30 protein-coding genes, 2 pseudogenes and 1 riboswitch are annotated in these 23,512 nt (G+C 57.9%); of the genes and pseudogenes, 15 read left to right on the plus strand and 17 right to left on the minus strand.

Annotated features, from left to right (window positions below; genetic code table 11):
- Positions 1-6: 6 nt before the first annotated feature.
- Both ACTF5F_RS07450 and ACTF5F_RS07455 read right to left on the minus strand, forming a co-directional pair.
- Positions 7-174 carry a hypothetical protein gene (locus ACTF5F_RS07450; protein WP_438956245.1) on the minus strand — a complete coding sequence of 56 codons (168 nt, stop codon included), beginning with the start codon at positions 172-174 and terminating at the stop codon, positions 7-9.
- Complete coding sequence (locus ACTF5F_RS07455; protein WP_438956246.1) at positions 171-341, minus strand: hypothetical protein; 171 nt, start codon at positions 339-341, stop codon at positions 171-173. Before ACTF5F_RS07455 ends, ACTF5F_RS07450 begins: the two co-directional genes overlap by 4 nt.
- A gap of 213 nt (positions 342-554) precedes the next feature.
- Between ACTF5F_RS07455 and ACTF5F_RS07460 the strand changes: the two genes are divergently transcribed.
- Entirely contained in the window at positions 555-695 is a 141-nt protein-coding gene (locus tag ACTF5F_RS07460) for a hypothetical protein (protein WP_438956247.1), read from the plus strand.
- Positions 696-698: 3 nt separating this feature from the next.
- On the opposite strand, the gene ACTF5F_RS07465 is transcribed toward ACTF5F_RS07460, so the two are convergent.
- The 12 genes from ACTF5F_RS07465 to miaB form a co-directional block, all read right to left on the minus strand.
- The gene (locus tag ACTF5F_RS07465; protein ID WP_438956248.1) at positions 699-1,307 is read right to left on the minus strand and encodes a (d)CMP kinase; all 609 of its coding nucleotides are present in this window, start codon (positions 1,305-1,307) and stop codon (positions 699-701) included.
- A 66-nt stretch (positions 1,308-1,373) separates the two neighbouring features.
- On the minus strand, positions 1,374-2,726 hold the full coding sequence (gene aroA / locus ACTF5F_RS07470; protein WP_438956249.1) for a 3-phosphoshikimate 1-carboxyvinyltransferase: 1,353 nt from the start codon (positions 2,724-2,726) through the stop codon (positions 1,374-1,376).
- 78 nt (positions 2,727-2,804) lie between these two features.
- Positions 2,805-3,518 (minus strand): tRNA (guanosine(46)-N7)-methyltransferase TrmB, encoded by a 714-nt coding sequence (gene trmB, locus ACTF5F_RS07475; protein WP_438956250.1) that lies wholly within the window; start codon positions 3,516-3,518, stop codon positions 2,805-2,807.
- 108 nt (positions 3,519-3,626) lie between these two features.
- Positions 3,627-4,808: a methionine adenosyltransferase gene (gene metK / locus ACTF5F_RS07480; RefSeq protein WP_438956251.1), complete on the minus strand. Its 1,182-nt coding sequence runs from the start codon at positions 4,806-4,808 to the stop codon at positions 3,627-3,629.
- Positions 4,809-4,813: 5 nt separating this feature from the next.
- Positions 4,814-4,863, minus strand: a riboswitch (SAM-SAH riboswitch).
- Between the two features lie 32 nt (positions 4,864-4,895).
- Entirely contained in the window at positions 4,896-6,374 is a 1,479-nt protein-coding gene (gene lnt, locus ACTF5F_RS07485) for an apolipoprotein N-acyltransferase (RefSeq protein WP_438956252.1), read from the minus strand.
- 7 nt (positions 6,375-6,381) lie between these two features.
- A complete protein-coding gene (locus ACTF5F_RS07490; protein WP_438956253.1) occupies positions 6,382-7,269 on the minus strand; it encodes a hemolysin family protein in 888 nt (295 codons plus the stop codon).
- Between the two features lie 6 nt (positions 7,270-7,275).
- Entirely contained in the window at positions 7,276-7,806 is a 531-nt protein-coding gene (ybeY, locus tag ACTF5F_RS07495) for an rRNA maturation RNase YbeY (protein WP_438956254.1), read from the minus strand.
- Positions 7,806-8,825 carry a PhoH family protein gene (locus ACTF5F_RS07500; protein WP_438956255.1) on the minus strand — a complete coding sequence of 340 codons (1,020 nt, stop codon included), beginning with the start codon at positions 8,823-8,825 and terminating at the stop codon, positions 7,806-7,808. The genes ybeY and ACTF5F_RS07500 overlap by 1 nt, the downstream gene beginning before the upstream one ends.
- Positions 8,826-8,968: 143 nt before the next feature.
- A complete protein-coding gene (locus ACTF5F_RS07505) occupies positions 8,969-9,286 on the minus strand; it encodes a hypothetical protein (protein WP_438956256.1) in 318 nt (105 codons plus the stop codon).
- A 23-nt stretch (positions 9,287-9,309) separates the two neighbouring features.
- Positions 9,310-9,555 (minus strand): OmpA family protein, encoded by a 246-nt coding sequence (locus ACTF5F_RS07510; RefSeq protein ID WP_438956257.1) that lies wholly within the window; start codon positions 9,553-9,555, stop codon positions 9,310-9,312.
- Between the two features lie 27 nt (positions 9,556-9,582).
- The gene (locus ACTF5F_RS07515; RefSeq protein ID WP_438956258.1) at positions 9,583-9,708 is read right to left on the minus strand and encodes a hypothetical protein; all 126 of its coding nucleotides are present in this window, start codon (positions 9,706-9,708) and stop codon (positions 9,583-9,585) included.
- 373 nt (positions 9,709-10,081) lie between these two features.
- The gene (miaB, locus tag ACTF5F_RS07520; RefSeq protein WP_438956259.1) at positions 10,082-11,392 is read right to left on the minus strand and encodes a tRNA (N6-isopentenyl adenosine(37)-C2)-methylthiotransferase MiaB; all 1,311 of its coding nucleotides are present in this window, start codon (positions 11,390-11,392) and stop codon (positions 10,082-10,084) included.
- A gap of 111 nt (positions 11,393-11,503) precedes the next feature.
- Here miaB and ACTF5F_RS07525 point away from each other — a divergent pair, with 111 nt between their 5' ends.
- Positions 11,504-11,635: a hypothetical protein gene (locus ACTF5F_RS07525; RefSeq protein ID WP_438956260.1), complete on the plus strand. Its 132-nt coding sequence runs from the start codon at positions 11,504-11,506 to the stop codon at positions 11,633-11,635.
- Positions 11,636-11,653: 18 nt separating this feature from the next.
- Positions 11,654-12,181 carry a hypothetical protein gene (locus ACTF5F_RS07530; RefSeq protein WP_438956261.1) on the plus strand — a complete coding sequence of 176 codons (528 nt, stop codon included), beginning with the start codon at positions 11,654-11,656 and terminating at the stop codon, positions 12,179-12,181.
- Positions 12,182-12,250: 69 nt separating this feature from the next.
- On the opposite strand, the gene irr is transcribed toward ACTF5F_RS07530, so the two are convergent.
- Positions 12,251-12,667 (minus strand): Fur family transcriptional regulator Irr, encoded by a 417-nt coding sequence (gene irr / locus ACTF5F_RS07535; RefSeq protein ID WP_438956262.1) that lies wholly within the window; start codon positions 12,665-12,667, stop codon positions 12,251-12,253.
- 132 nt (positions 12,668-12,799) lie between these two features.
- Between irr and fabA the strand changes: the two genes are divergently transcribed.
- Positions 12,800-13,309, plus strand: a complete 510-nt coding sequence (gene fabA / locus ACTF5F_RS07540; RefSeq protein ID WP_438956263.1) for a bifunctional 3-hydroxydecanoyl-ACP dehydratase/trans-2-decenoyl-ACP isomerase — start codon at positions 12,800-12,802, stop codon at positions 13,307-13,309.
- Between the two features lie 29 nt (positions 13,310-13,338).
- Entirely contained in the window at positions 13,339-13,776 is a 438-nt protein-coding gene (rpiB, locus tag ACTF5F_RS07545) for a ribose 5-phosphate isomerase B (protein ID WP_438956264.1), read from the plus strand.
- Positions 13,777-13,906: 130 nt separating this feature from the next.
- Here the strand turns inward: rpiB and ACTF5F_RS07550 are convergent.
- A pseudogene (locus ACTF5F_RS07550) lies at positions 13,907-14,146 on the minus strand (hypothetical protein); the annotation flags it as partial.
- A gap of 140 nt (positions 14,147-14,286) precedes the next feature.
- Between ACTF5F_RS07550 and ACTF5F_RS07555 the strand changes: the two are divergent.
- From ACTF5F_RS07555 to ACTF5F_RS07570, 4 genes are all read left to right on the plus strand, one after another.
- Positions 14,287-14,580, plus strand: a complete 294-nt coding sequence (locus tag ACTF5F_RS07555; RefSeq protein WP_438956265.1) for an Lrp/AsnC family transcriptional regulator — start codon at positions 14,287-14,289, stop codon at positions 14,578-14,580.
- Positions 14,580-14,741 (plus strand): Lrp/AsnC ligand binding domain-containing protein, encoded by a 162-nt coding sequence (locus ACTF5F_RS07560; protein WP_438956266.1) that lies wholly within the window; start codon positions 14,580-14,582, stop codon positions 14,739-14,741. The genes ACTF5F_RS07555 and ACTF5F_RS07560 overlap by 1 nt, the downstream gene beginning before the upstream one ends.
- Positions 14,742-14,857: 116 nt before the next feature.
- Entirely contained in the window at positions 14,858-16,087 is a 1,230-nt protein-coding gene (locus ACTF5F_RS07565) for a beta-ketoacyl synthase N-terminal-like domain-containing protein (protein ID WP_438956267.1), read from the plus strand.
- A 4-nt stretch (positions 16,088-16,091) separates the two neighbouring features.
- On the plus strand, positions 16,092-16,880 hold the full coding sequence (locus tag ACTF5F_RS07570) for an enoyl-ACP reductase FabI (RefSeq protein WP_438956268.1): 789 nt from the start codon (positions 16,092-16,094) through the stop codon (positions 16,878-16,880).
- 139 nt (positions 16,881-17,019) lie between these two features.
- Here the strand turns inward: ACTF5F_RS07570 and ACTF5F_RS07575 are convergent, their stop codons facing one another.
- Positions 17,020-17,454: an FKBP-type peptidyl-prolyl cis-trans isomerase gene (locus ACTF5F_RS07575; RefSeq protein ID WP_438956269.1), complete on the minus strand. Its 435-nt coding sequence runs from the start codon at positions 17,452-17,454 to the stop codon at positions 17,020-17,022.
- 114 nt (positions 17,455-17,568) lie between these two features.
- Here ACTF5F_RS07575 and ACTF5F_RS07580 point away from each other — a divergent pair, with 114 nt between their 5' ends.
- The 6 genes and pseudogenes from ACTF5F_RS07580 to ACTF5F_RS07605 all read left to right on the plus strand — a co-directional run bounded on the left by ACTF5F_RS07580 (position 17,569) and on the right by ACTF5F_RS07605 (position 23,458).
- Positions 17,569-18,246, plus strand: a complete 678-nt coding sequence (locus tag ACTF5F_RS07580) for a haloacid dehalogenase type II (protein WP_438956270.1) — start codon at positions 17,569-17,571, stop codon at positions 18,244-18,246.
- A complete protein-coding gene (locus ACTF5F_RS07585; protein WP_438956271.1) occupies positions 18,246-19,061 on the plus strand; it encodes an alpha/beta fold hydrolase in 816 nt (271 codons plus the stop codon). Before ACTF5F_RS07580 ends, ACTF5F_RS07585 begins: the two co-directional genes overlap by 1 nt.
- Positions 19,058-20,020 carry a threonine ammonia-lyase gene (locus tag ACTF5F_RS07590; RefSeq protein ID WP_438956272.1) on the plus strand — a complete coding sequence of 321 codons (963 nt, stop codon included), beginning with the start codon at positions 19,058-19,060 and terminating at the stop codon, positions 20,018-20,020. The genes ACTF5F_RS07585 and ACTF5F_RS07590 overlap by 4 nt, the downstream gene beginning before the upstream one ends.
- Positions 20,017-21,204: pseudogene (locus ACTF5F_RS07595) on the plus strand (endonuclease/exonuclease/phosphatase family protein). Before ACTF5F_RS07590 ends, ACTF5F_RS07595 begins: the two are co-directional and overlap by 4 nt.
- A 155-nt stretch (positions 21,205-21,359) precedes the next feature.
- Positions 21,360-22,172, plus strand: a complete 813-nt coding sequence (gene pcaD / locus ACTF5F_RS07600; RefSeq protein ID WP_438956273.1) for a 3-oxoadipate enol-lactonase — start codon at positions 21,360-21,362, stop codon at positions 22,170-22,172.
- A 65-nt stretch (positions 22,173-22,237) separates the two neighbouring features.
- Complete coding sequence (locus tag ACTF5F_RS07605; protein ID WP_438956274.1) at positions 22,238-23,458, plus strand: TCR/Tet family MFS transporter; 1,221 nt, start codon at positions 22,238-22,240, stop codon at positions 23,456-23,458.
- Positions 23,459-23,512 lie beyond the last annotated feature (54 nt).

Here is a 23,512-nt window from a genome sequence, read left to right on the forward strand (position 1 = left end):
TTATTCCTAATGTGGCAAGGGCTTTGAGCGTAGTTTCGCTGAGAGGCCGTCAAGCGTGGTTTGAACCGTTTTAAAGAACGCGCCCACGTGTTCGCCATCCATGACGGCGTGATGCACCTCTAACGTCATCGCCATGCGCCAGACACCATCCGCGTCTTGGACGAATTTCTTCATGAAACGCGCGGGATGCAATCGTTGCGATCGGCCATTACGTTGTTCATCGACGTGTAATCTAGCCACGGCATACAGGAGAAGTACACAAGATCATCCCGTTCGCCCTCGTTGGGTTTGAATGCGCCTTTGGCAACCGCCTCCATCTCCGCCGCTGCGGCGCGGTCCAAGGTATGAAATCAGGATCGAAAGCGATGTAGGAATAGCCTAAGCCGCCCGCGTGCTGTGGCGCGGTTGCTGACATCTCCACCGCGTCATGTCGCACCACCTGATCGCCCCGAATCCGCAGACGCATGGCAGAGACTTTGTGGATCGCCTAGAGACGCCCGATGCGCAAACGGTTCAGCGCACCCTGTTTGCGTGAATAGGAGAAGTTCTCGCATGTGTCCCCAACAACATTCAAACGCTGGCCCCTCACATCAGATCAGATCGGGTCATCTGACGGTGAGACACCGCGCCCGTCAATCATCTACGATTATTCAAAGATCAAACTGTCTTATGAGATTTGGCTGCGTCACCACTAAGCGCTAGCCGCGTTTGGCATTAATGGCAGCGATAGCTGCCGCGACCGCCTCTTCAATTGTCATGCCTGAGGTGTCGATTGTCACCGCATCCTCCGCCGCGATGAGGGGGGCCGTTGCGCGTTCGCGGTCGCGCGTGTCGCGGGCAATGACGTCTTCAAGCACGCCTTCGGATGTCACATCCGCGCCGCGTTCCTTCAGTTCCTTGTAACGACGGTCGGCGCGGGTTTCAGCGCTTGCTGTCACGAAAAGCTTCACATCGGCATTCGGGCAAATGACCGTGCCGATGTCGCGCCCATCAAGGACCGAACCGGGGCCTTGCGCGGCAAAGTTGCGTTGGAAATCGGTCAATGCGCTGCGGACCTCCGCTATGACAGCGACTTTGCTGGCTTCTTGCGCGACAGTTTGGGTGCGCAGGTCAGGGTTTTCGAGGTCGGTGGGCTGCAAGGTTTGTGCAGCAGCGATGGGTTCCGCCCCCGTCAGAACCTTGGCCCCGACCGCGCGATAAAGCAAGCCAGTGTCCAGATGTGCAAAGCCAAAATGCGCAGCAACGGCTTTGCTAACGGTACCTTTACCAGCGGCGGCAGGCCCATCAATCGTTATGGTAAATGGCATCTCACGCTCCACCCTTTGCTTGGCGTCTTGAGTAGCCGTTTGCAAAACGAAAGACCAGCGCAGTGGTCAGCTGTTGGACCGCATGATTTGCGCGCCGAGGTTTGCCATCAAGTCCTCGAAGATTGGGAACGACGTCGCAATGGGGGAGCCATCATCCACGCTCATCGGCTCTTGCGTGGCCATGCCCATCACAATAAACGCCATTGCGATGCGGTGGTCGAGGTGACTTTCAACCGTCGCACCACCTGGCACGTTGCCGTGGCCAAGACCGGTGACTTTCCACCAATCTTCGCCTTCATCAACGGTGACACCCGCTGCACGAAGCCCCGTGGCCATTGCGTCAATACGGTCACTTTCTTTAACGCGCAGCTCTTTGACGCCCTGCATGTCGGTGACGCCGTCCGCGAAGGCGGCAACTACGGACAGGACGGGGTATTCGTCAATCATGCTGGCAGCGCGGGCGGGTGGTACGGCGATGCCTTTGAGATCGGGGGAGAATTTGGCGCGGAGATCGGCGACAGGCTCCCCCCCTTCTTCGCGAATATTCTCATAGGTGAGGTCTGCGCCCATTTCTTGCAGGGAGGTGAAGAGCCCTGCGCGGGTCGGGTTGAGGCCGATGTTCGGAACCAAAACGTCAGAGCCTGGCGTAATGATCGCAGCGCAGACAGGGAACGCGGCGGAGGATGGATCGCGCGGCACGACAATAGTTTGCGGTTTCAGGTTGGGTTGACCTGTGAGGGTGATCTTGCGGCCCTCGTCCGTCTCCTCAACCGTCAGTTCTGCACCGAAACCTTGCAACATACGCTCTGTATGGTCACGGGTGGCTTCCTTTTCGATCACGACCGTCTGACCAGGGGCACCGAGGCCCGCAAGCAGGACAGCGGATTTCACCTGAGCGGATGGGACGGGCACGGTGTATGTCACTGGCACCGGCATCTCCGCCCCGACAAGCATCATCGGCAAACGCCCACCCTCGCGCCCGTAGGCTTTGGTGCCAAAAAGCGCCAAAGGATCAGTCACCCGCCCCATCGGACGCCCGTTCAATGAGGCATCGCCTGTATAGGTGACCGTGATCGGGCATGTGGCCGCTGCCCCCATGATCAGGCGCACGCCTGTGCCAGAGTTACCGCAATCAATCACATGATCGGGTTCCATTAAGCCGCCGACACCAACCCCTTGCACCGACCATTCGCCGCCGCCGTGATCGGTGACAGTCGCCCCGAAAGACCGCATGGCTTTCGCGGTGTCGAGCACATCCTCACCTTCCAACAGGCCGGTAATCCGCGTTTCCCCCACCGCCAATGCGCCAAGGATCAGAGAGCGGTGCGAAATGGATTTGTCACCGGGAACATGCGCCTCCCCCTTCAAGGGGCCGCACTTGCGGGATGTCATTGGAATGGGGGTACCGTGACCGGACATAAAACCACCTTTGTTCGTTGTACCGTTCCCCTAGCCCATCGCCTGCGCAAGGTCCATCGCCTGCGTGTTCGGCGCAGCTCAGGTCCGGCGGAAAGTCAGATAATGCGGCGTGCGGCCTTCGCGCAGCGCCTTTTGTTCGTAACGGGTGGAATGCCAGTCCGCCCACGGCTCCCGCCAATCGGCGGGGCGTTCAGCCAGCCACTCAAACCCGTGCTTTGGCACCTGATCCAACGTTTGGCGGACGTAGTCTTTGATATCCGTGGCGACACGCAGTTCAGCGCCTGCGGCCATGACGCGGTGGAGCGGTTCGAGGTGTTCTGGCGTCACAAAACGGCGTCGGTGATGGCGTTTCTTGGGCCACGGGTCAGGGTAGTTGAGGAACACTTTGGTGAAGGTGCCGTCAGGGATCACATCGAATAAATCGCGCGCGTCCCCGGCGTGAATGGCGACATTCTCAACCCCCACTTTGCGAATTTTGCCGAGCAGCATAGCAACGCCGTTGATGTAAGGTTCGCACCCGATGATGCCCACCTCTGGGTAGCGTTCAGCCATGTGGACGAAATGTTCGCCGCCGCCAAAGCCAATCTCCAACCACATCTCCCGCGCACCGAACCGTTCCTTCAGATCGAGCGGGATACGATCGGGGTTGTCGTCCCATGTGACAGGTCCAGGCGAGAGCGCGGTGAGATCTTCGTTCAGATAAGCCTCCTGCGCGTCGCGCAGACCTTTGCCTTTGAACCGACCGTAAAAATTGCGCCACGGCGCGCCTGAGGGGTGTTTCTTTGACGTCATGGGCCGCGGTTAGCAAAGCCAGCGGGGTGAGGCAATTGCCCGCGCCAGAAAAAGAAACGGCCCAACCTTTCGGGAAGGCTGGGCCGCAATAATTGGAGTTTGATCGGCTTAGACCGCTTTCTTGAGCGCATCGACCAGATCGGTGCGCTCCCAGCTAAAGCCGCCATCATCCTCTGGTTCGCGCCCAAAGTGGCCATAAGCGGCAGTGCGCTCATAGATTGGTTTGTTGAGTCCAAGATGCTGGCGGATACCGCGTGGGGTGAGGTCCATTACGTCGTCAATGGCCTTCTCAATCGCGGCGTCGTCCACTTGCCCTGTGCCGTAAGTGTCAGCATAGATCGACAGTGGCTTGGCAACACCAATCGCGTAGGAAAGCTGGATCGTGCAGCGCTCTGCCATGCCAGCGGCAACCACGTTCTTGGCCAAATAACGGGACACATAGGCCGCTGAGCGGTCCACTTTGGTCGGGTCTTTGCCGGAAAAGGCACCGCCGCCGTGTGGTGCAGCACCACCGTAGGTGTCGACGATGATCTTGCGGCCTGTCAGACCAGCATCCCCATCAGGACCACCGATCACAAAGGTACCCGTTGGGTTCACCCACCATTTGGTGTTGGCGGTGATAAGGCTGGAAGGCAGCACTTCGCGGATATAGGGTTCCACGATCGCGCGGATGTCGTCGCTTGTCTGGTTTTCATCGGCGTGCTGGGTGGAAAGCACGATGGAGGTGACCTCTACGGGCACACCATTTTCATAGCGCAAGGACACCTGGCTTTTCGCATCGGGGCGCAGTGTTGGTTCTTGGCCTGATTTTCGCACTTCCGCCAGACGGCGCAGGATCGCGTGGGAGTACTGGATTGGGGCGGGCATCAGCGCGTCGGTTTCGGTTGTCGCGTAGCCGAACATGATCCCTTGGTCGCCGGCACCTTCATCCTTGTCCTCAGACGCATCAACGCCCTGCGCGATGTGGGCAGATTGTTCGTGGAGCAGGTTGGTGATCTCGCAAGTCGCGTGGTGGAATTTGTCCTGCTCATACCCGATGTCCTTGATGCAGGCCCGCGCGATATCCTCGACCTTACCCATGTAAGAGCCCAGTTTATCAGAGTCGGAAAGGCCCACCTCACCCCCGATGACCACTCGGTTTGTCGTGGCAAAAGTTTCGCAAGCGACACGCGCCTCTGGTTCTTCGCTGAGGAATGCGTCGAGGACCGCGTCTGAGATACGGTCGCAGACCTTATCCGGGTGGCCTTCGGACACGGATTCCGACGTGAAAATGTAGTTTTGGCGTGCCATGAGAGTGCTCCGATCAGAAAATTACTGCCACGTCAGGAAGCCGTTGTGACAGACCCGGGAAGTTGCTACGCGCGGCATGCAATCACGTCAATGGTGAAAACGTCGCGCACGCAGAATGCCTAGTGTCAGCAGGAAAAGCGCCACCAATGCCGCCGGAATGTCGCCGACTTTTGCATAAAGGGTTTTCGGAAATGCGGGCGGCAAGGCGGCGTCGATGAAACCGGCCATGTCGAGCGGGAGGGATTGAAGCACGCGACCCCGCGCGTCGATGACCGCGCTGATGCCTGTGTTGGCGGAGCGGATTATGGGCAGACCCCGCTCGATAGCTCTGAGCCGTGCTTGTGCGAGGTGTTGTTCCGGCCCTGCGCCTTTGCCAAGCCATGCATCGTTGGTGATGAGGAGGAGGAGCCGAGGGCGGCGATCTTTGGAGCCAATCTCTTCCGCAAATATGCCTTCATAGCAGATCAGTGGGCGGATTGGTCCGAGGTTGGGAATGTCGATCAAATCCGCCGTGGTGCCTTTGGTGAAACCAAACCCTTGGGAAGAGGCCAGACCGCGCAGGCCTAGGCGTGCTGCAATCTCCCCTCCCGGAACGAACTCACCAAAAGGGACAAGGTGCTGTTTGTCGTAGGTCGCCTCTATCACCCCACCGCGCCCAAGCAGGATCAGGCTGTTGTGAAAGATATCGCCGCCTGAGCGACGCTGCACCCCCGTGATGACAGGGATGCCTTCGGCCATGTCGGAGATCGCATCAAAGCTTGGTTGCGCATATTCGAGGATGTCAACAACGGCAGTTTCGGGCCAGACGATGAGGTCGACATCGCCACGGTCTGGGGTGCTGAGATCAAGCGTGCGTTGGAAGTTGATCGATTTATAGACTGGATCCCATTTCTCATTCTGAAGTACGTTGGGCTGAACGATGCGGATTGTGGGGGCGTCGGTTTCGACGGGTTCAACTGGAATGGGGACAAGCCATCCGGCGGCGATGGCGGCGGGAACCACCGCCCAAACGATGCGCCGCCGCGAAAGGTGGAAGATGGCCAGCGCCAATAGGAGGGCGATCAGCGTCAGGCCATGCGGCCCCCATAGCGCGGCAGATTGCGCGATGGGTGTGTCGATCCAGATGTGACCGATAAGCGCCCAAGGAAAGCCGGTGAAGATGTAAGAACGGGTGATTTCAACCAGCGTGAGTGCAGCAATAGCTCCGATGGCAGATTTCGGCGCGAACCGCGTCGCCAGCCACCCAGCGATGCCCCAGAAAATGGCCGCGCCGGAGGCCATGAGAATAATCGCAAACGGGGCCATCCAGCCGAAAGTGGCGGCGTCCACAAGGAACGGCTCAACAATCCAGCGCAGGCTGAGCGCAAAATACCCAAGGCCCAGCCACCAAGCGATGCCAAAGCCTTGTCGGGCTGTTTGCATGGAGACGTGCAGCGCCAGCCATGTGGCCAAGGCCAGAGGGGTCAGAAACCAAAGATCAGTAGGAGCGTGGCCCAGCGCGGCTGCGGCACCTAATCCGAACAGGCAGACGCGCCGCGGCCAAGGTTGCAGCAGCGCCCCCGTCATCCGTGTATCAGCCTTCGGCCAAGGTCGGCACGCGCACGCGCAGCCGTTTGATGCGCCGCGGGTCAGCGTCCAACACTTCAAACTCCGGACCATGTGGATGGGCAACCACTTCACCCCGCACGGGCACATGCCCGAGCAGTTTGAATACAAGCCCGCCGAGCGTGTCGATCTCTTCATCATCGACGTCGGCGTCAGCTTTCAGGTCGATGCCAATCTCAACCCCAAATTCATCGAGGGAAGTTTTAGCCTGCGCGATGTAGCAGCCGGGCTTTTCGAGGCGCCAGCTTTTGGCTTCTTCGACGTCGTGTTCATCCTCGATCTCGCCAACGACCTGTTCCAACAGGTCTTCGATGGTCAGCAAACCGTCTGTGCCGCCATATTCATCGATGACGAGGGCCATGTGGATCCGCTCTGCCTGCATTTTCTGTAGCAGGATGCCCAACGGCATAGACGGCGGGACGAAAAGAAGCGGGCGCACCAGTTTCATCAGGTCAAGTTTGGTGGTTGAGCCGCTAAAGCCGTGCTTCAGGGCGAAATCCTTGAGGTTCACGAACCCCAGTGGTGTGTCTAATGTGCCGTCAAACACAGGCAGTCGGGTGAGGCCGCTGTCACGGAAGACTTTCACCAGTTCCGCTTTCGCAATGGTGACGGGGACGGCTGTAATGTCCGCCTTGGGCACCATGACTTCCTCCACGCTCATCCGGCGCAGGTTCAGCATGCCTAGCATTGGGAGTTGGGGTTTCGTCTCCACACTTTGGGCTTCGGGTTTCGGTTCGCCGTTTGTAGTCGAATTGACACCAAAGATGCGGCTCAAGAAGCCACGATCGTGGGAAGTTGATTGAATGTCCTGCGCGCTCCGCGCTGCGTTAGAGGACCCGTCGGGTGTGTCGCCCATTTTCTCCTATCCTGAATGCGCGCCACCTTGGCGCGACTGTTGGCTATATGGGTCAGGCTGACCCAATGTTGCAAGTATCTGCGTCTCCAGCCTTTCCATCAACTCCGCATCGGCATCGAGTTCGTGATCGTAGCCAAAAAGATGCAGGGTGCCGTGGATGAGCAGGTGAAGCGTGTGACTTTTCAATGATTTATCGGCATTTTGCGCCTCGGCAAGACAGGTGTCGTAGGAAATTGCGACGTCACCCAGAAAGGTATCGCCGCTCATTTCCTGTAACACTTCCAGCGGTTTCCCGCCGTCATCCTCCGCTCCGCGTTCAGCAGACGGCCAACTGAGCACGTTAGTGGGGGTCGGTTGGCCGCGAAATTCGGCGTTGAGATCCGCGATCTTGTCGTCGTTGCAAGCTAGCAAGCCAATCTCGAACCGTTCGGGATTGTAGCCCAGCTTGCGCAGCGTCGCATCATAGGCTTGAAACGCGATCTGCAATATCCCCGCTTCCGCCCAACGGCGATCCTCAATGATGCAATCGACCGACATTAGCTGTCCGTGTCCGCCTCATACGCCTCAATAATCGCAGCGACCAACGGGTGACGCACGACATCCTTGGAAGTGAAGTAGTTGAAGCTGATCTTCGGGATGTTTTTCAGCAACCGCTCCGCATCCCAGAGGCCGGAACTCACCCCACGCGGCAGGTCGATCTGCGTGCGGTCGCCGGTGATGACCATGCGGCTACCCTCTCCCAGACGGGTCAGGAACATTTTCATCTGCATGGAGGTGGCGTTTTGCGCCTCATCAAGCACGACAAAGGCATTGGACAGCGTTCGACCCCGCATGAAGGCCAAGGGCGCAATCTCAATCCGTTTTTCTTCGATCAATTTTGCGGCCTGCTTGCCCGGCAGGAAGTCGTTCAGCGCGTCATAAAGCGGTTGCATATAGGGATCGACCTTGTCCTTCATATCGCCGGGCAGGTAGCCCAGCTTTTCGCCTGCTTCGACCGCGGGGCGTGACAGGATGATCCGGTCGACCTGACCGTTGATGAACATGTTCACGCCGACAGCCACCGCAAGGTAGGTTTTACCCGTACCCGCAGGCCCGATCCCGAAGGCCAGTTCGTTGTCAAAAAGCGATTTGACGTAGGTCTTTTGCGCATCCGTGCGCGGCTCGATCAGTTTCTTGCGGGTCTTAATCTCGATCCGGTTAGCGGAGGCGTCGCCTTTGAACAGTTCCTTCTGATCGTCGGCAACGATGGGCGAATAGCCTTCGGTCATATCCATGCGCAATTCGCGGTCGACGTCACCGCGTTCCACCGATTTGCCAGCCTCAAGCCGCTGGTAGATGGATTGCAACACACGCGCAGCTGTCTTTTGCGCATCCTCTTCCCCAAGGATCGACAGTTGATTGCCCCGCCGCAGGATTTGGACGGATAGCGCAACTTCGATTTCGGTGAGATTGCGATCGTATTCGCCGCACAGATCAATCAGCAAGAAATTGTCGGGAAATTCCAACACCAATTCGGCGTTGAGGTCAGTCGGTGGGGTCAGGGCGCTGGTGGCCAATCAAGTCTCCTGATTCAAGTTCACTTCTATGGTGGCAAGCTATGTAAGGCTGTGCAAGCCGATGTCCCAAAATGTCACGAAAATGACAACAAAAAAGGACCGCAGCTGAAACCGCGGCCCATTTGATGTGTAATCCAGCACTCTTAGAGCGGGTCTGTGATGTCTGTGCCCTGACGGAACGGGCCGGTCGCTGTGTTGGGCGGTGCCACGCCGGAACAAACCGGATGTCCATCTGGGGTCAGCCGCTCGGACAGATAGCCTTCGATCCCGTCGTTGCTGATCCAGTGTTCACAGCCGTTTGGATCAACCCACATGCCGGCAACAAGGTTGCTGAGTTTTTTGGCGTCTTGGCCTGCGTCCACGAAGCGTTCAGCACTCGTGCGGTTGCCCCCTTCAATGAACGCGCAGCCGGAGATTGACAAAGCAGTCAGCGAGGCAAAGGTCAGTTTTACAAGTGTCATCGATCTTTCCCCTATCTCAAGCATTAGACTTCTACGCGGCGGTTTTCCCGGTACGCAGCGGCTGAGTAGCCTGCGACCTTGGGCATCCGCTCACCAAAGACTTTCACGTCAACAACGCGGACCCCTGCATCGCGTGCGATGCTTGCGATGCTTGCGACCGCATTGGCGCGGCGGTTGGACAGGTCCATGTTGTATTCATCAGAGGCCCGCGCATCGGTGTGACCGTAGATCAGGAACCCGAAGGCTTCGGTCTGCTGGAACCAATCCATCAGTTCAGCCTTTTTGCTGCGGCTGATCTATTCTTTGTCAGTCGCGAACAACGTGTCGGTGGAGATGATCCCGCAAATCTCGCTGCGGTTACACACTGAGCGGCCATCACGGGTGCAGTGCGGGCTCATGTAACCTTCGAACCCGTCATCCATCACTCAGTGCTGACAGCCGTCAGGGTCGGTCCAGATTGTTGGGGTATATTCTTAGCCCACGACTTCGATTGCGTGGGCATCTGCGACGACGGTTGTAGCGCTGAGTGTTCCCACACACGGGCCCGCAACTGCGGTCACAAAAGGGTTGGTCTTCTTTGTCACGACGATAGCCTTCTGCTTCTGGCAAGCTATTCTTGTCTGCTCACCAGCACGATACACTAACCTAAAGGGACTGTCTCAACATCAAGCTCGATTCGAGGCAAATTTCACCAGATATTGTGTTAAAAAGCGCAACGGTGGGCGGTAACCAGCACGTTTGTCAGCCGGGTAGCTCCAAAATCGTCGCAAAATTAAGGCAGTTGCCATCGCCCAATCAGGCGACGAGGCGCCCCGCGAGAGAGTTCGGGCCCGCTTCTGCAACGTACACGTCGCGGATGTCGCCGAGGGCATCCTCTGGCGCGTCTGCGTAAATCGCGTGCAGGTATTCAGACTTGCCGATAAGCTGCCCATCTTCGCGGCCCTTCTTCTCAAACAAAACCTTCACGGTGCGCCCGACCATGCTGTCCTGCGCCGCGATCTGTTGAGATTTGAGCAAGGCTTGCAGGGCCTGCAAACGCTCTGACATCACATCCTCTGGCAGCTGCGGCTTTTCAGCAGCGGGCGTACCTGGGCGGGTGGAGTATTTGAAGGAATAGGCCTGCCCGTAGTTCACGGTGCGGATCAGCTCCATCGTGTCTTCAAAGTCCTGATCAGTTTCACCCGGGAAGCCTACGATGAAGTCACCGGACAAAAGCAGATCAGGTCGCGCATCGCGGATGCGTTCGATGAGGCGGACGTACTCTTCTGCCGTATGTTTGCGGTTCATCGCTTGCAGGATGCGGTCCGAGCCTGATTGCACAGGCAAGTGCAGGTAGGGCATCAACTTGTCGCAGGTGCCATGCGCCTCAATCAGCACGTCGTCCATGTCATTCGGGTGGCTGGTGGTGAAGCGGATTCGGTCGAGTCCGTCAATCTTATCGAGCGCCCAGATGAGGCCGGCAAGACCGCCCTCATGACCATTGTAGGCATTCACGTTCTGACCCAAGAGCGTGATTTCTCGCACACCACTTTCCACCAGTTCCCTTGCCTCGTTGATGACGCGGTCAGAGGGGCGGCTCACCTCTGCCCCGCGTGTATAAGGCACAACGCAGAAGGCACAGAACTTATCGCACCCTTCTTGCACAGTCAGGAAAGCGGTCGGGGCGCGCTTGCCCTTCTTGCGCTTTTTCAGCGTTTCGAATTTGTCATCTTCCGGAAAATCGATGTCGAGCGCTTTGGCCCCCGTCTGGATCGCATCATCCATCGCGGGCAGGCGGTGATAGCTTTGTGGCCCGACGACCAGATCCACCATCGGCTGACGCTTGATAATCTCTTCCCCTTCGGCCTGCGCCACGCAGCCTGCGACACCGATCTTAAGGTCTGGGTTGGCAGCCTTCAGACCTTTGAAACGACCCAGCTCAGAATAAATCTTCTCCGCCGCCTTTTCACGGATGTGGCAAGTGTTGAGCAGGATCATATCCGCATCATCTGGCGTGTCTGTCTGCGTATAACCCTTTCCGCCCAACACTTCCGCCATCCGTTCACTGTCATAGACGTTCATCTGACAGCCATAGGTCTTGATAAACAGTTTTTTGTCGGCAGACATTTTTGCACCAAAGCTACACTGGAGTTCGGACGCTTCTACCGAGTGCGAAGGTCGCTTGCAATGCCACCAGAATTAACCAAGTCCTGAGGCGAAATCCTAACACTCACTACCATGACACACCCGACGCTGATTGATTATCTGGCCCAGCAAGAACGCACCCCGGCGAAGGGGCCGATTGCGCTTGTGTTCATGGAAGACGGGATCGAGGTGAATTCAACCCTTCGCCATCACGTAACCGTTTAATTAAAAACGATTTTTGCATTGGGCGCGCCTGTGATTGAGATTGCGGAGGATGTGGCGCCGAAAGTCACCCGCATCACGCACGACATGGGCGAAGATGCAGCTATGTCACGTGCGGTGAATGCGGTTATCGCTGCGGCCTCGGGTCAATGGATTTATTACTGCTACAACGGCGAATACCTGTTCTTCCCCTTCTGCGAAAACCGCACCGTGGGGGAGATGTTGGCCTTTTCGATGGAGGAACGGCGCGAAAGCCTGATGACCTATGTCGTTGACATCTATGCGGGTAATCTGGGGCGCCACCCGAATGCAATATCGCTCGACGATGCGTATCTAGACAAGTTAGGCTACTACGCGCTGACGCGGCATATCGAGAGGGACAGGTTCCACAAACGTCAGTTGGATTTCTTTGGCGGGCTGCGCTGCCGGTTTGAAGAACACGTCCCCTACCTGCGCCGCCGGATCGATTGGATCGCCCCGTTCCGCACGAAACCCGGCCTGCTGATCAACGAAGACCATCTATTGAACGATCACGAGATGAACACCTAGGCCTTCCCTTGGCATCACAGCAATTGATTGATTTGGGCCTGATGGAGCCCGGACAGTGGTTCTGACCGCTTAGGTGCGGCGCAGACGGATCACCACGTCTACCGATGCAATCTCCGCCCCTTTTGGCGCGTTGGGTACTCGACTGAATTCCAACTGCTCTGCCGGTGCATCGGTGAGCGTGGAGGTGTCTTCCCAATAAAAATGCGGGTGGTCGGACATATTGGTGTCGAAATAGCTCTTGGAGCCATCCACCGTAATCTCCCGCATCAACCCCGCATCACAAAACGCCCGCAGCGTGTTGTAGACGGTGGCGAGTGACACTTTCTCATCGCAGCCAGAGGCGGAAGCATAAAGGCTTTCGGCCGTCACATGACGGTTCTTGCCATCACCCACGAGCAATTTCGCAAGCGTCATTCGCTGACGGGTCGGACGCAGATCAGCGCCTGAGAGCCATTTGGTCGAACGTTCTGTTCCGATATCAGTCATCTGTGAGCCTATCATCTGGGTATACATTAGGTGAAAACGAACGCGTTTATCAATGGGGGTCAAATGCTTGCTCTTTGAATCGGGGCGATGCTAGGTGTCTCGCAACTTGGATTTTTGAGAGAGCAGCGAAAAATGAGCCCTTATCCTTCGAGCTTTGGCAAAGACGACCTTTTGAAATGCGCCCGGGGGGAACTGTTTGGAGAAGGCAACGCGCAACTCCCTGCCCCGCCGATGCTAATGATGGATCGGATCACCAAAATCTCTGGAGATGGCGGCGCGCATGGCAAAGGGCACGTGCTGGCAGAGTTTGATATCACGCCAGACCTTTGGTTCTTTGACTGCCACTTTCCTGGCAACCCGATCATGCCGGGGTGTTTGGGGCTTGATGGTCTGTGGCAGCTCACCGGCTTCAACCTTGGCTGGCGCGGCTGGCAGGGGCGCGGGTATGCACTGGGCGTGGGTGAGGTGAAGCTAACCGGCATGGTCCGGCCCGACCGCAAGATGCTGACTTACAAGATCGATTTTACCAAAGCGATCCAAACGCGCCGCCTGACCATGGGCGTGGCCGACGGGATTGTGGAGGCGGATGGCGAGGTCATCTATCAGGTCAAGGACATGAAAGTCGCCCTCAGCGAAAGCTGAGGCATTTCACGGATTTGGAGGCATCCACCATGACGAACAAGCGCATCGTTCTGTCGAGCGACCACGCCGCGATTGAGCTGCGTCAGGCTATCGCAAAGCACATCGAAACCAAAGGCTGGGAAGCCGTGGACATAGGCCCCACAACCACGGAAAGCACGCATTACCCGCTGCACGGCAAAGCCGCGGCGGAGAAGGTCGTGAGCGGTGATTGCCGCTTTGGCATCATCGTCTGCGGCACGGGTCAGGGCATTATGATGGCGGCCAATAAGGTCGCGGGCATCCGCTGCGGGGCCTGCGCGGATACGTTCTCCGCCAAGATGATCCGCGCGCACAACGACGCCAATATGATCGCGCTGGGCGCCCGTGTGCTGGGCGAGGGTCTGGCGCTGGAGATCGTCGACGGCTTTCTGGAGACCGACTTCGAAGGCGGCCGCCACGCCACCCGCGTGGACATGGTCGAGGGCTGATTACCGAACCCCTAACGCTCTGTTCTGTGTCAGCGGGAAATCATGGTTAACGCTCCTAAACAAGGCGTTTGCGCGAGTCACACTGCGTACACAGCCCGTACACAGAGCGTACAAACGCTGTACACCGTTTGGCGTGAAAGATCGGGCTGGCATGGGGTTTGACGGCGACGCGATCTTCCAGCCGGAGAGCGGAGAAATAGAGCGCTGTCATGATGGAGACCATCGAGGCAGAGCTGGCCTGATGCCCGCCAACTTTGATGCCGTCGTCGTTCGGGCGCAGGTGATTGGCGTTGTGGATTATCCAATGCGACAAAAGCAGTCGTTGTTCGATGGTTTTTAGGTGCTTTGTGGTGATGGTGGCATTCGTCATGGGATGGGTCTTTCGCTGTTTGCGCGAGTCTGCACCCATTTGAGGAGTGAATGAGACCAATTAAGCCAACTAAGAACAGTTTTTTGCCAATTATCTGCTCGATTTTGGATATTAATGACGATATTTACCAAGAAAGTCGCATGAAGGTTTCAATTGACCGAAAGATACTTACTGCGTTTCAGAGGGATGGGCATCTGACCCATCAACAGCTTAGTGAGCAGGTCGGGCTGTCACCAACGCCCTGCGCGCGGCGGATCAAGCGACTTGAAACGGATGGGATCATCACGGGCTATGGCGCGCGGATCAACGCGGCGAAACAGGGCTTTGATGTTTCTGTCTTTGTCTCCGTCCGGTTGGATCAGCAGGTTGACACCGGCTGCGGCACTTCGAAAGCAATGTACGTGTGTTTCCCGAGGTTGTGGACTGCTGGCTGATGACGGGCACGTTTGATTATCTGCTGCGGGTCGTGGTGCGCGACTTGCATGAATTTGAGCATTTTCTGACCGCCAAGCTGACAAAGCTGGCTGGCGTGGCATCTTTGGAAAGCTCCGTTTCCATCCGACGGGTTAAGGACGAAGCGACGCGGATCGCTTAATTTGCGATTGGGTCCATGCGCCGACACACAACGTAGATCAGGTTGTTGGTACCCCCACCCTTGCCCCGCTTCCACCTCTCCCGTACTAAGTTCAAAAGCCGATTTGGGGAGCGTTTATGCGTCGAGTTGTGGTCACGGGGTTGGGGATTGTCTCGCCCATTGGGAATAATGCGGAAGAGGTTCTGGCCTCTCTCAAGGCGGGGACGTCGGGGATTGAGGCCATTCCTGAGATGGCCGAGCATGGATTTCGCAGTCAGGTTGCGGGCACGCTGAAGCTCGGTGTGTCAGAGCATGTGGACAAGCGGACCTTGCGGTTCATGGGTCCGGGGGCGGCGTATTCTTACATCGCGATGCAACAGGCGATCGAGGATGCGGGGCTTGAGGAAGACCAGATCGTCAATCCGATGACGGGTGTGATCGCTGGCTCTGGCGGGCCGTCGACCTCTGCCATGTTGGCGGCGCATAAGGTTGTGTTGGAGACGGGTGCCACAAAGCGGATCGGGCCCTTTGCGGTGCCAAAAGCCATGTCGTCGACCGTGAGTGCAAACTTGGCGACGGCGTTCAAGATCAAGGGGATGAACTTTTCCATCACGTCGGCCTGCTCCACCTCGTTGCATTGCATCGGGATGGCGGCGCAGCAGATCGCCTTGGGCGCACAGGATACAATGTTTGCGGGCGGCGGTGAAGAGCTCGATTGGACGCTGTCGTGTCTCTTTGACGCGATGGGCGCAATGTCCTCGAAATACAACGACACGCCAGAGAAAGCCTCCCGCGCGTTCGACGCGGATCGGGATGGGTTCGTGATCGCGGGCGGTGGCGCGATGGTGGTGTTGGAAAGCCTTGAGCGCGCGCAGGCTCGTGGGGCCAAGATTTATGCAGAAGTGACCGGCTTCTCGGCCACGTCTGATGGGGCCGATATGGTGGCCCCCTCTGGCGAAGGCGGGGAGCGGGCGATGCGCGGGGCGTTGAAGACGCTGCCGGAGCGACGCAAGGTCAGCTATATCAACGCGCATGGCACCTCGACACCCGTTGGCGACGTGGGTGAGATCGAAGCGGTGCGCCGCGTGTTTGGCGACGGGTCTACCCCGCCTGTGTCCTCTACCAAATCGATGACGGGGCATTCCCAAGGGGCGACCGGCGCGTCAGAGGCTGTCTATTGCTTGCTGATGCTGGAGCATGACTTCATTGCGCCGTCGATCAACGTGGAGGCGTTGGACCCCGCATTGAAGCCTGAAGAGATCGCCACCACATGCGTGGAAAATGCAGGGCTCGACACGATCATGACGAACTCCTTCGGGTTCGGCGGTACGAACGGTTCGATGCTGTTGAGTAAGTTCAAGGGCTAGGACGATGACACTATCCATGAAGGGCAAGCGCGGGTTGATTATGGGGGTGGCCAACAACCGCTCCATCGCGTGGGGCATTGCCAAGGCGATGGCGGAGGCTGGCGCTGAGTTGGCGTTCACCTATCAGGGCGCGGCGTTCGGGGAGCGGTTGAAGCCGCTGGCGGAGTCTGTCAGGTCGAACATCATGGTGGATGTGGATGTGACTAATGACGCGAGCATGGATTTGGCGTTCAACACGCTCAAGGAAAAGTGGGGCACGCTAGATTTTGTCGTTCACGCGATTGCTTATTCCAACAAGGACGAGCTGACCGGCCATTTCCGCGATACGTCGCGGGAGAACTTTAAGAACTCTCTGACGATTTCGTGCTATTCGTTCATTGATGTGGCGCGGCGGGCGTCCGAGATGATGCCCAATGGTGGCACGTTGCTGACGCTGACCTATCAGGGGTCGAACCGTGTGACGCCGTTTTACAATGTAATGGGTGTGGCGAAGGCCGCATTGGAAAGCGCGACACGCTATCTGGCGAATGATCTGGGGCCGCAAGGCATCCGCGTGAATGCGATCAGCCCTGGTCCGATGAAGACGCTGGCAGGCGCCGCGATTGGCGGTGCGCGCAAAACATACAAGCATACCGGTCAAAACGCGCCTTTGGGCGACAATGCAACGTTGGAAGCTGTGGGTGGCACGGCGGTCTACCTCGCCTCCGACGCTGGGGCCTGCACGACGGGGGAGATCATCCGCGTTGACGGAGGCTTCCATGTTCTGGGGATGCCGCAGCCGGATCACCTATAGGGCGTCAGAGTTTACGGATTCTTAGGAAAACTGTACATAATAAAGCAGGTATCAGTTTTTTAGGTGAATCACCTCCAATCACGGCCAAGGATGACCCTGAGCGGAGGGTTCCAGATAATTCGAAACAAATACCTAAGATCTAGCCTTCTGCGACGCTCACCAGTTCCAGATCAAAGATCAGGTCTTTGCCCGCAAGAGCGTGATTGGCGTCGAGTGTGACTTCGTCGTCGCTCAGTTCTGCCACTGTGACCATGATCGGCTGGCCGTTGGGCGCTTGCATCTGTAGCTGCAACCCCAATTCCAGCGGGATGCTGTCGGGGATCTCTTTGCGCGGCACTCTTTGCATCGCTTGATCGTGGCGCGGGCCATAGGCTTGATCGCAAGGGATTTCGACACGCTTTTTGTCGCCGACGCTCATCCCCGTCACGCCCGCATCAAAGCCCGCAATCACCATGCCGGAACCGAGCGTGAATTCCAAAGGATCGCGGCCTTCAGAACTGTCAAAGACGGACCCATCGGACAGAGTACCGGTGTAGTGGATGCGCACGGTGTCGCCTGCTTTTGCGGTAGTCATGGGAGCCTGCCTTTTCTGGATCAATCGCGCGAACCTAGGCGGTTGGGGGTTGGGTTGCAAACGGCTTTGAACTTTCCGGTGCGCCATGACAGTCTGCCGCCAAGGAGACGCGAAATGCCTATCACGACCTATGTTTTTGACGCCTATGGGACGCTGTTTGATGTGAACGCCGCAGCGCGGTTGGCCGCAGAGGAACCTGGGCGCGGGGATTTGGTGGCGGTTTGGCCGAAACTGGCCGCGGATTGGCGCGCCAAGCAGCTGGAGTACACGTGGTTGCGGGCTGTGGCGGAGGCGCATTGTGATTTTTGGCAGGTCACGCAGGACGGGTTGGACTGGGCCATGGAGGTTTGCGGCCTGCACGATCCGGAACTGCGCGAACGGCTTTTGGCGCTCTACTGGGAATTGGCCGCGTTTGAAGAGGTACCAGCGATGTTGGCCGCGTTAAAGGCACGGGATGCGCGGACGGCGATTTTGTCGAACGGCTCGCCTGAGATGTTGAATGCAGCAGTATCCTCGGCGGGGCTGATGGAGTTCTTGGATGCGACCCTGTCGGTGGAAGCCGTTGGCGTCTTTAAGCCGCATCACCGCGTCTATGATTTGGTGGAGGTGCATTTTGGTTGCGCGCGAGATGAAGTGTTGTTCGTCTCCTCCAACGGGTGGGATGCGGGATCGGCGGCTGCCTATGGGTTTCGCACGGCTTGGGTGAACCGCGGGGGCGCACCGATGGATAGGCTTCACAGCACACCGCAGCATGTAGTGACCGACCTTACCAGCATACCGGAGATCATGTGATGCCCACATTTACATCTGCCGATGGCGTGACACTGTATTACACAGATGAAGGGGATGGGCTGCCTGTCTTGGCCTTGGCCGGTCTCACGCGGAATGGGCGCGATTTTGACCATGTCGCCCCTCACTTGCCCGTGCGTTTGATCCGCATGGATTATCGCGGGCGCGGACGGTCGGAGTGGGCCGACCCCAGCACCTATACCATTCCGCAGGAGTCGCAGGATGCGCTGGCCCTGATGGATCATCTGGGGTTGGAGAAGGTCGCGATATTGGGCACATCGCGCGGTGGATTGATCGCGATGGCGCTGGCGATGATGGCGAAAGATCGGTTGCTGGGTGTCGCGCTCAATGACATCGGGCCGGAAATTGCGGAGACGGGGATGGAGGTGATCCGTGGCTATCTGGGTCGCCGTCCGGCGCAGAAAACCTATGCCGAGGCCGCCGCGTTTCGGGATACAGTCTGGATGCAGTTTGAAGGCGTGCCGATGGAGCGTTGGTTGGCCGAAGTGCAGAACCATTATGAAGAAAAGGATGGTCGTATAGAGCTGCGCTATGATCCGAAATTGCGGGAGGCGGTGCTGAATGTCGACGGGCCGATGCCGGACCTTTGGCCGATGTTTGACACTTTTGACGGCTTGCCCTTGGCGCTGGTCCGCGGGGCAAATTCGGACCTTTTAACTGAGGACTGCGCAAATGAGATGGCGCGGCGCAGGCCGGATATAATCCGAGCAGAGGTGCCGGGACGCGGGCATGTGCCGTTTTTGGATGAGCCAAAGGCCCTGACGGCGTTGCGGGCTTGGTTGGGAAAAATGCAATGAACATTGAGATGATCCGCGCGGCGGCAAAACGGCTAGACGGGCACGCGCGGCGGACGCCAATCCTGTCATCACCGTTTTTGGATGAGATTGCAGGGAGGCGCGTGTTGGTGAAGGCCGAATGTTTGCAACACACCGGATCGTTCAAGTTTCGCGGTGGCTGGGCCGCGATGTCAAGCCTGTCTGGGGATCAGTTGAAAACTGGTGTGATTGCCTATTCCAGCGGCAACCATGCCCAAGGCGTGGCCTTGGCCGCGCGGGAGCATGGGGCGCCAGCAGTGATTATCATGCCATCGAACGCGCCTACGGTGAAAATCGCGAACACCCGTGCTTTGGGGGCTGAGGTGGTGCTGTATGATCGTGGGCGGGAAAGCCGCGAGAAAATTGGCGATGGCTTGTCGCGTGAGCGAGGACTGACGTTGATCAAGCCCTACGACGAACCGGAGGTGATTGCGGGGCAAGGCACCTGCGGGCTGGAGATTGCGGCCGATGCTGGTGTTGAAGAGGCTGAGGTGCTGGTCTGTTGCGGTGGTGGCGGGCTGACCGGCGGGATCGCGCTGGCATTGGCGGCGGAAGCCCCGAAGATGCGCGTGCGGCCTTGCGAGCCTGAGGGCTTTGATGATGTGACGCGGTCACTCGCCACCGGCCAACACGAGCAGAACGTGAGCGAGACTGGCTCCATTTGTGATGCTATTTTGACGCAAAGCCCCGGAGAGATCACATTTCCTATTCTAAAGAAACACTGCGGGTCAGGGATTGTCGTGACGGAGGACGAATGCCTGCGCGCAATGGGCCTTGCTTTTGAGCGGTTGCGCATTGTTGTGGAACCGGGCGGTGCGGCGGCGTTGGCAGGCGCGCTGTTCCACGGATCAGAGATTGAAGGCGACACGGTGATCGCGGTCGCCACCGGCGGAAATGTAGACCGCGCCATATTTTCACGCGCTTTGGAGACTTTGGCATGACGCAATTCACGATTGCGAGTTTCAACGACAAAAACCTGATCAGGCCAGATTAGGAATATTAGACGTTCGAAAGCTACACGCCGGAGGAATATGCATGGAAGCAAAGCTGGCTTGCTGAACAGGTGATGACGATGAACGCCGGTGTCGTTAGCTTTCAGGAGATTTTTGATGCGGATGCTTTACAGGCGGTGATCGATGAGGCGGATGCGGCGGGGATGGAAGCGAATGAGGCCAATGTGCCGGATCGCAGTAAAAAGTACGCGTGCAAAGCGATTTTCATGAAGCTGGCTTATGCGCCCTAAACCAAGGCCACGCTCGCCTTCGCGCCCAACGCCAAGGATGGTGGGCCGGGGCAGCGGCAACCTGGCGTTGCTATCTTGGCCAAGACAGGGTTTGTGGAGAAGCCGGAGATCATTCAGGATCTGGCGGAGCCAGTGGTTATCCCCTTTTCCGACTTGGATGGGAGTGACGGCGGCAGCTAAACCATGAAACGGCTGTCGCTCCCGATCCTGAAAGCGAAGGTGCCGTTTTGAGACACGGTGATCACCGTGTTCAAATGCCACCTGAAATCAAAGCTGGGGGAGTTTGATCTGCTAAAGGGGGCGACGGTTGCACCCGCCGCAGACCTTGTAAACTATGATGCGGGTGCACGGGCGCTTGGTTCGCTCCACTCTGGGTTGCGGCGGGTGGCGGAGGCGTGGGTTTTGCGGCTGGCGATTCTTGGCAGTTTGGAGAAGGGCGAACCTGCGATGGTTCTGGGCGACTTCAATGACAGCGAGCATGCAGTGTCCACAGAAATTATCACATGCGAGGTGCCGTTCAAGAATTACGCGTGGATGAGGCGGCACGATGCCAAGCACCGCTCTAACCGCTACACTGACGAAGAAAATGAGATCATTCAGGAGAAGATTTCAAAGGTCCAGCTGCATTCGGCAGAAAAGCTTTTTGTGCGTAAGTCATTAAGATATATGGTTTATGCATCTTCCTTTGGGGGCGTGTTTGAATCGATCGATCAGATTTTGATGAGCCATCACTTTCACCCTGATTACAAAGATCGGATTGGGGAGATGGAGTATTTCTCAGTCCTGAACGACCACCTGATGGACGGCAGCCATCCAGAGGCACCGTATAACAAACTCGCCTCGGGCCACGGCCAGATCATGGCCCATATGCATATTTATTGAGCATTTTGAGAAATTCGTTGACTCAAGCGCGAAATTTGATTTCTGTGGCGCTCGGGAGGGTTGTCCACCGTGATTTAGGTCACGTCGTTGGACAACAGGAGAAAGCCGCGTCTGGGGGGACCCAACGCGGCTTGATCTTTTAGGGGGCCTGTTTTTTGGAACGATGTGTCAGCAGCAAAGACGGGACTCGTATCTATGCGCGGCAGGATGGTGCGGCGGATCGTGACGCGCCTGTGGTGGTATTTGCCAACGCGCTTGGAACCACGTTGGAGGTTTGGAACCCGATGCTGGCGCATCTGCCGGAAGGGTTGCGGATCGTCCGGTTTGACAATCGCGGACACGGGCGGTCGGACGTGCCGGAGGGGCCTTACTCGATGGGGACCATGATCAGCGACGCGGAGGCCGTATGTGATGCCTTTAATGTAAAAGACTGTGTGTTTGTCGGGCTTTCAGTCGGGGGAATGATCGCGCAGGGTTTGGCGGTGAAGCGGTTGGACTTGTTGCGCGGGCTGGTTCTGTCCAACACGGCAGCAAAGATCGGCAACGCGAAGATGTGGCAGGACCGGATGGAAATGGTGCGGTCGAAAGGCATGGCGCTTGCCGCCGATGACATCTTGGCGCGGTGGTTTGGCCGCAAGTTCCTGGCCGGTCCCGATGTGGCGCAATGGCGGGACATGCTGAGCACCTGTTCGGTTGAGGGGTACTGCGGGGTCTGTGCCGCGATTGCAGGCACCGATCTCTACACCCCGACGAGCGGTCTGCGCTTGCCGACTTTGGGCTTTTCAGGGCCAGAGGACCGCTCCACCCCGCCGGATCTGGTGCGGGAGACGCTGGGATTGATCCCAGGGTCGGAGTTTAGGCTGATCCGAGGCACCGGCCATTTGCCATGCGTGGAACGACCCGAAGAGGCGGCAGCGGAACTCACCGCGTTTCTGGAACGGATTGGGCACCTTGGCACGCCTGACTGATTGGCGCGTTGCAATCTAAACTGATGAGTTTAGATACTTCTCAAACTTCTAAAATCGAGCCCCCAATGGACAAGCGTCTGCCTATCACATTCATCCTGATCAGTGTCGTGCTCGACAGTATGGGTATTGGTCTGATCATGCCTGTGATGCCGGACCTCATCCAAGAGGTTGACGGTCAGGGTCTTGGCGCAGCGGCGGTCTGGGGCGGCATCCTCGCCACGATTTTCGCAGCAATGCAGTTCATCTTTGGCCCCACGTTGGGGAGCCTGTCAGACAGGTTCGGGCGCAGGCCGGTGTTGCTTATTTCCCTTGCGGTGATGGCCTTTGATTATGTGCTAATGGCCGTTGCGGGCACGATCACGCTGTTGATTATTGGGCGCATCTTGGGTGGCATCACCGCGGCGACACAGTCAACCGCAGCAGCCTATATGGCCGATATATCGGAGCCGGAACAGAAGGCCGCGAACTTTGGTCTGATTGGTGCGGCCTTTGGTGTGGGGTTTGTTCTGGGGCCGTTGATGGGCGGGATGCTGGCTGAATACGGCACACGCGCACCCTTCTGGGCGGCAGCGGGATTGGCGGCGGCAAACTTCATCTTTGGGTATTTCATCCTGCCAGAGACGGTCACGGACGCCATACGCCGCCCGTTTGAGTGGCGACGGGCAAACCCGATGGGGGCGTTCAAGCACATAACCAAATTGCCCGGCTTAGGCCGGTTGCTGCTGATTACCTTTGTCTATGCGGTGGGCTTCTTCGTCTATCCGGGCGTTTGGGCCTACTTCGGAGCGGAACAATTCGGCTGGGGACCGGGGATGATCGGGTTGTCTCTGGGTGCCTTTGGCATCGGGATCGCCGTGGTTCAGGGGCTTTTGATGCGCCCGATCCTTGCGTGCTTGGGCGAACGCAACGCGGTGATCGCAGGGCTTGCGATTGACGTTCTGGCGTTCATCTTGCTGGGCTTTATTCAAAACGGGTGGATCGCCTTGGCGCTGACGCCGTTGACCGCGCTCGGCTCTATCGCCGGTCCGGCGTTGCAGGGGATCATGTCGCGCAAGGCGGCGGACAACCAGCAGGGGGAGCTGCAAGGCACGCTCGCCTCCATCAACGCGGTGGCGACGATCGTGGCACCGTTGGTTGTGACGCAGACCTTTTGGTATTTCACCAAGGATGACGCCGCAGTCTATCTGCCCGGCGCGCCGTTCTTGTTGTCGGCCTTGTTGACCCTGGGATGCATTGTGATGTTTTTGACGAGCCCTGCGCTGCAACGGTCGAAAAGCGACGCCTGACGTCGCTGGGTGCATAGCGGCGGTGGGCGTTGGCGCCATCGTGGCCGGAACGGC

Origin of the sequence: Cognatiyoonia sp. (assembly GCF_965661665.1) — a bacterium.
Classification (GTDB): domain Bacteria; phylum Pseudomonadota; class Alphaproteobacteria; order Rhodobacterales; family Rhodobacteraceae; genus Cognatiyoonia.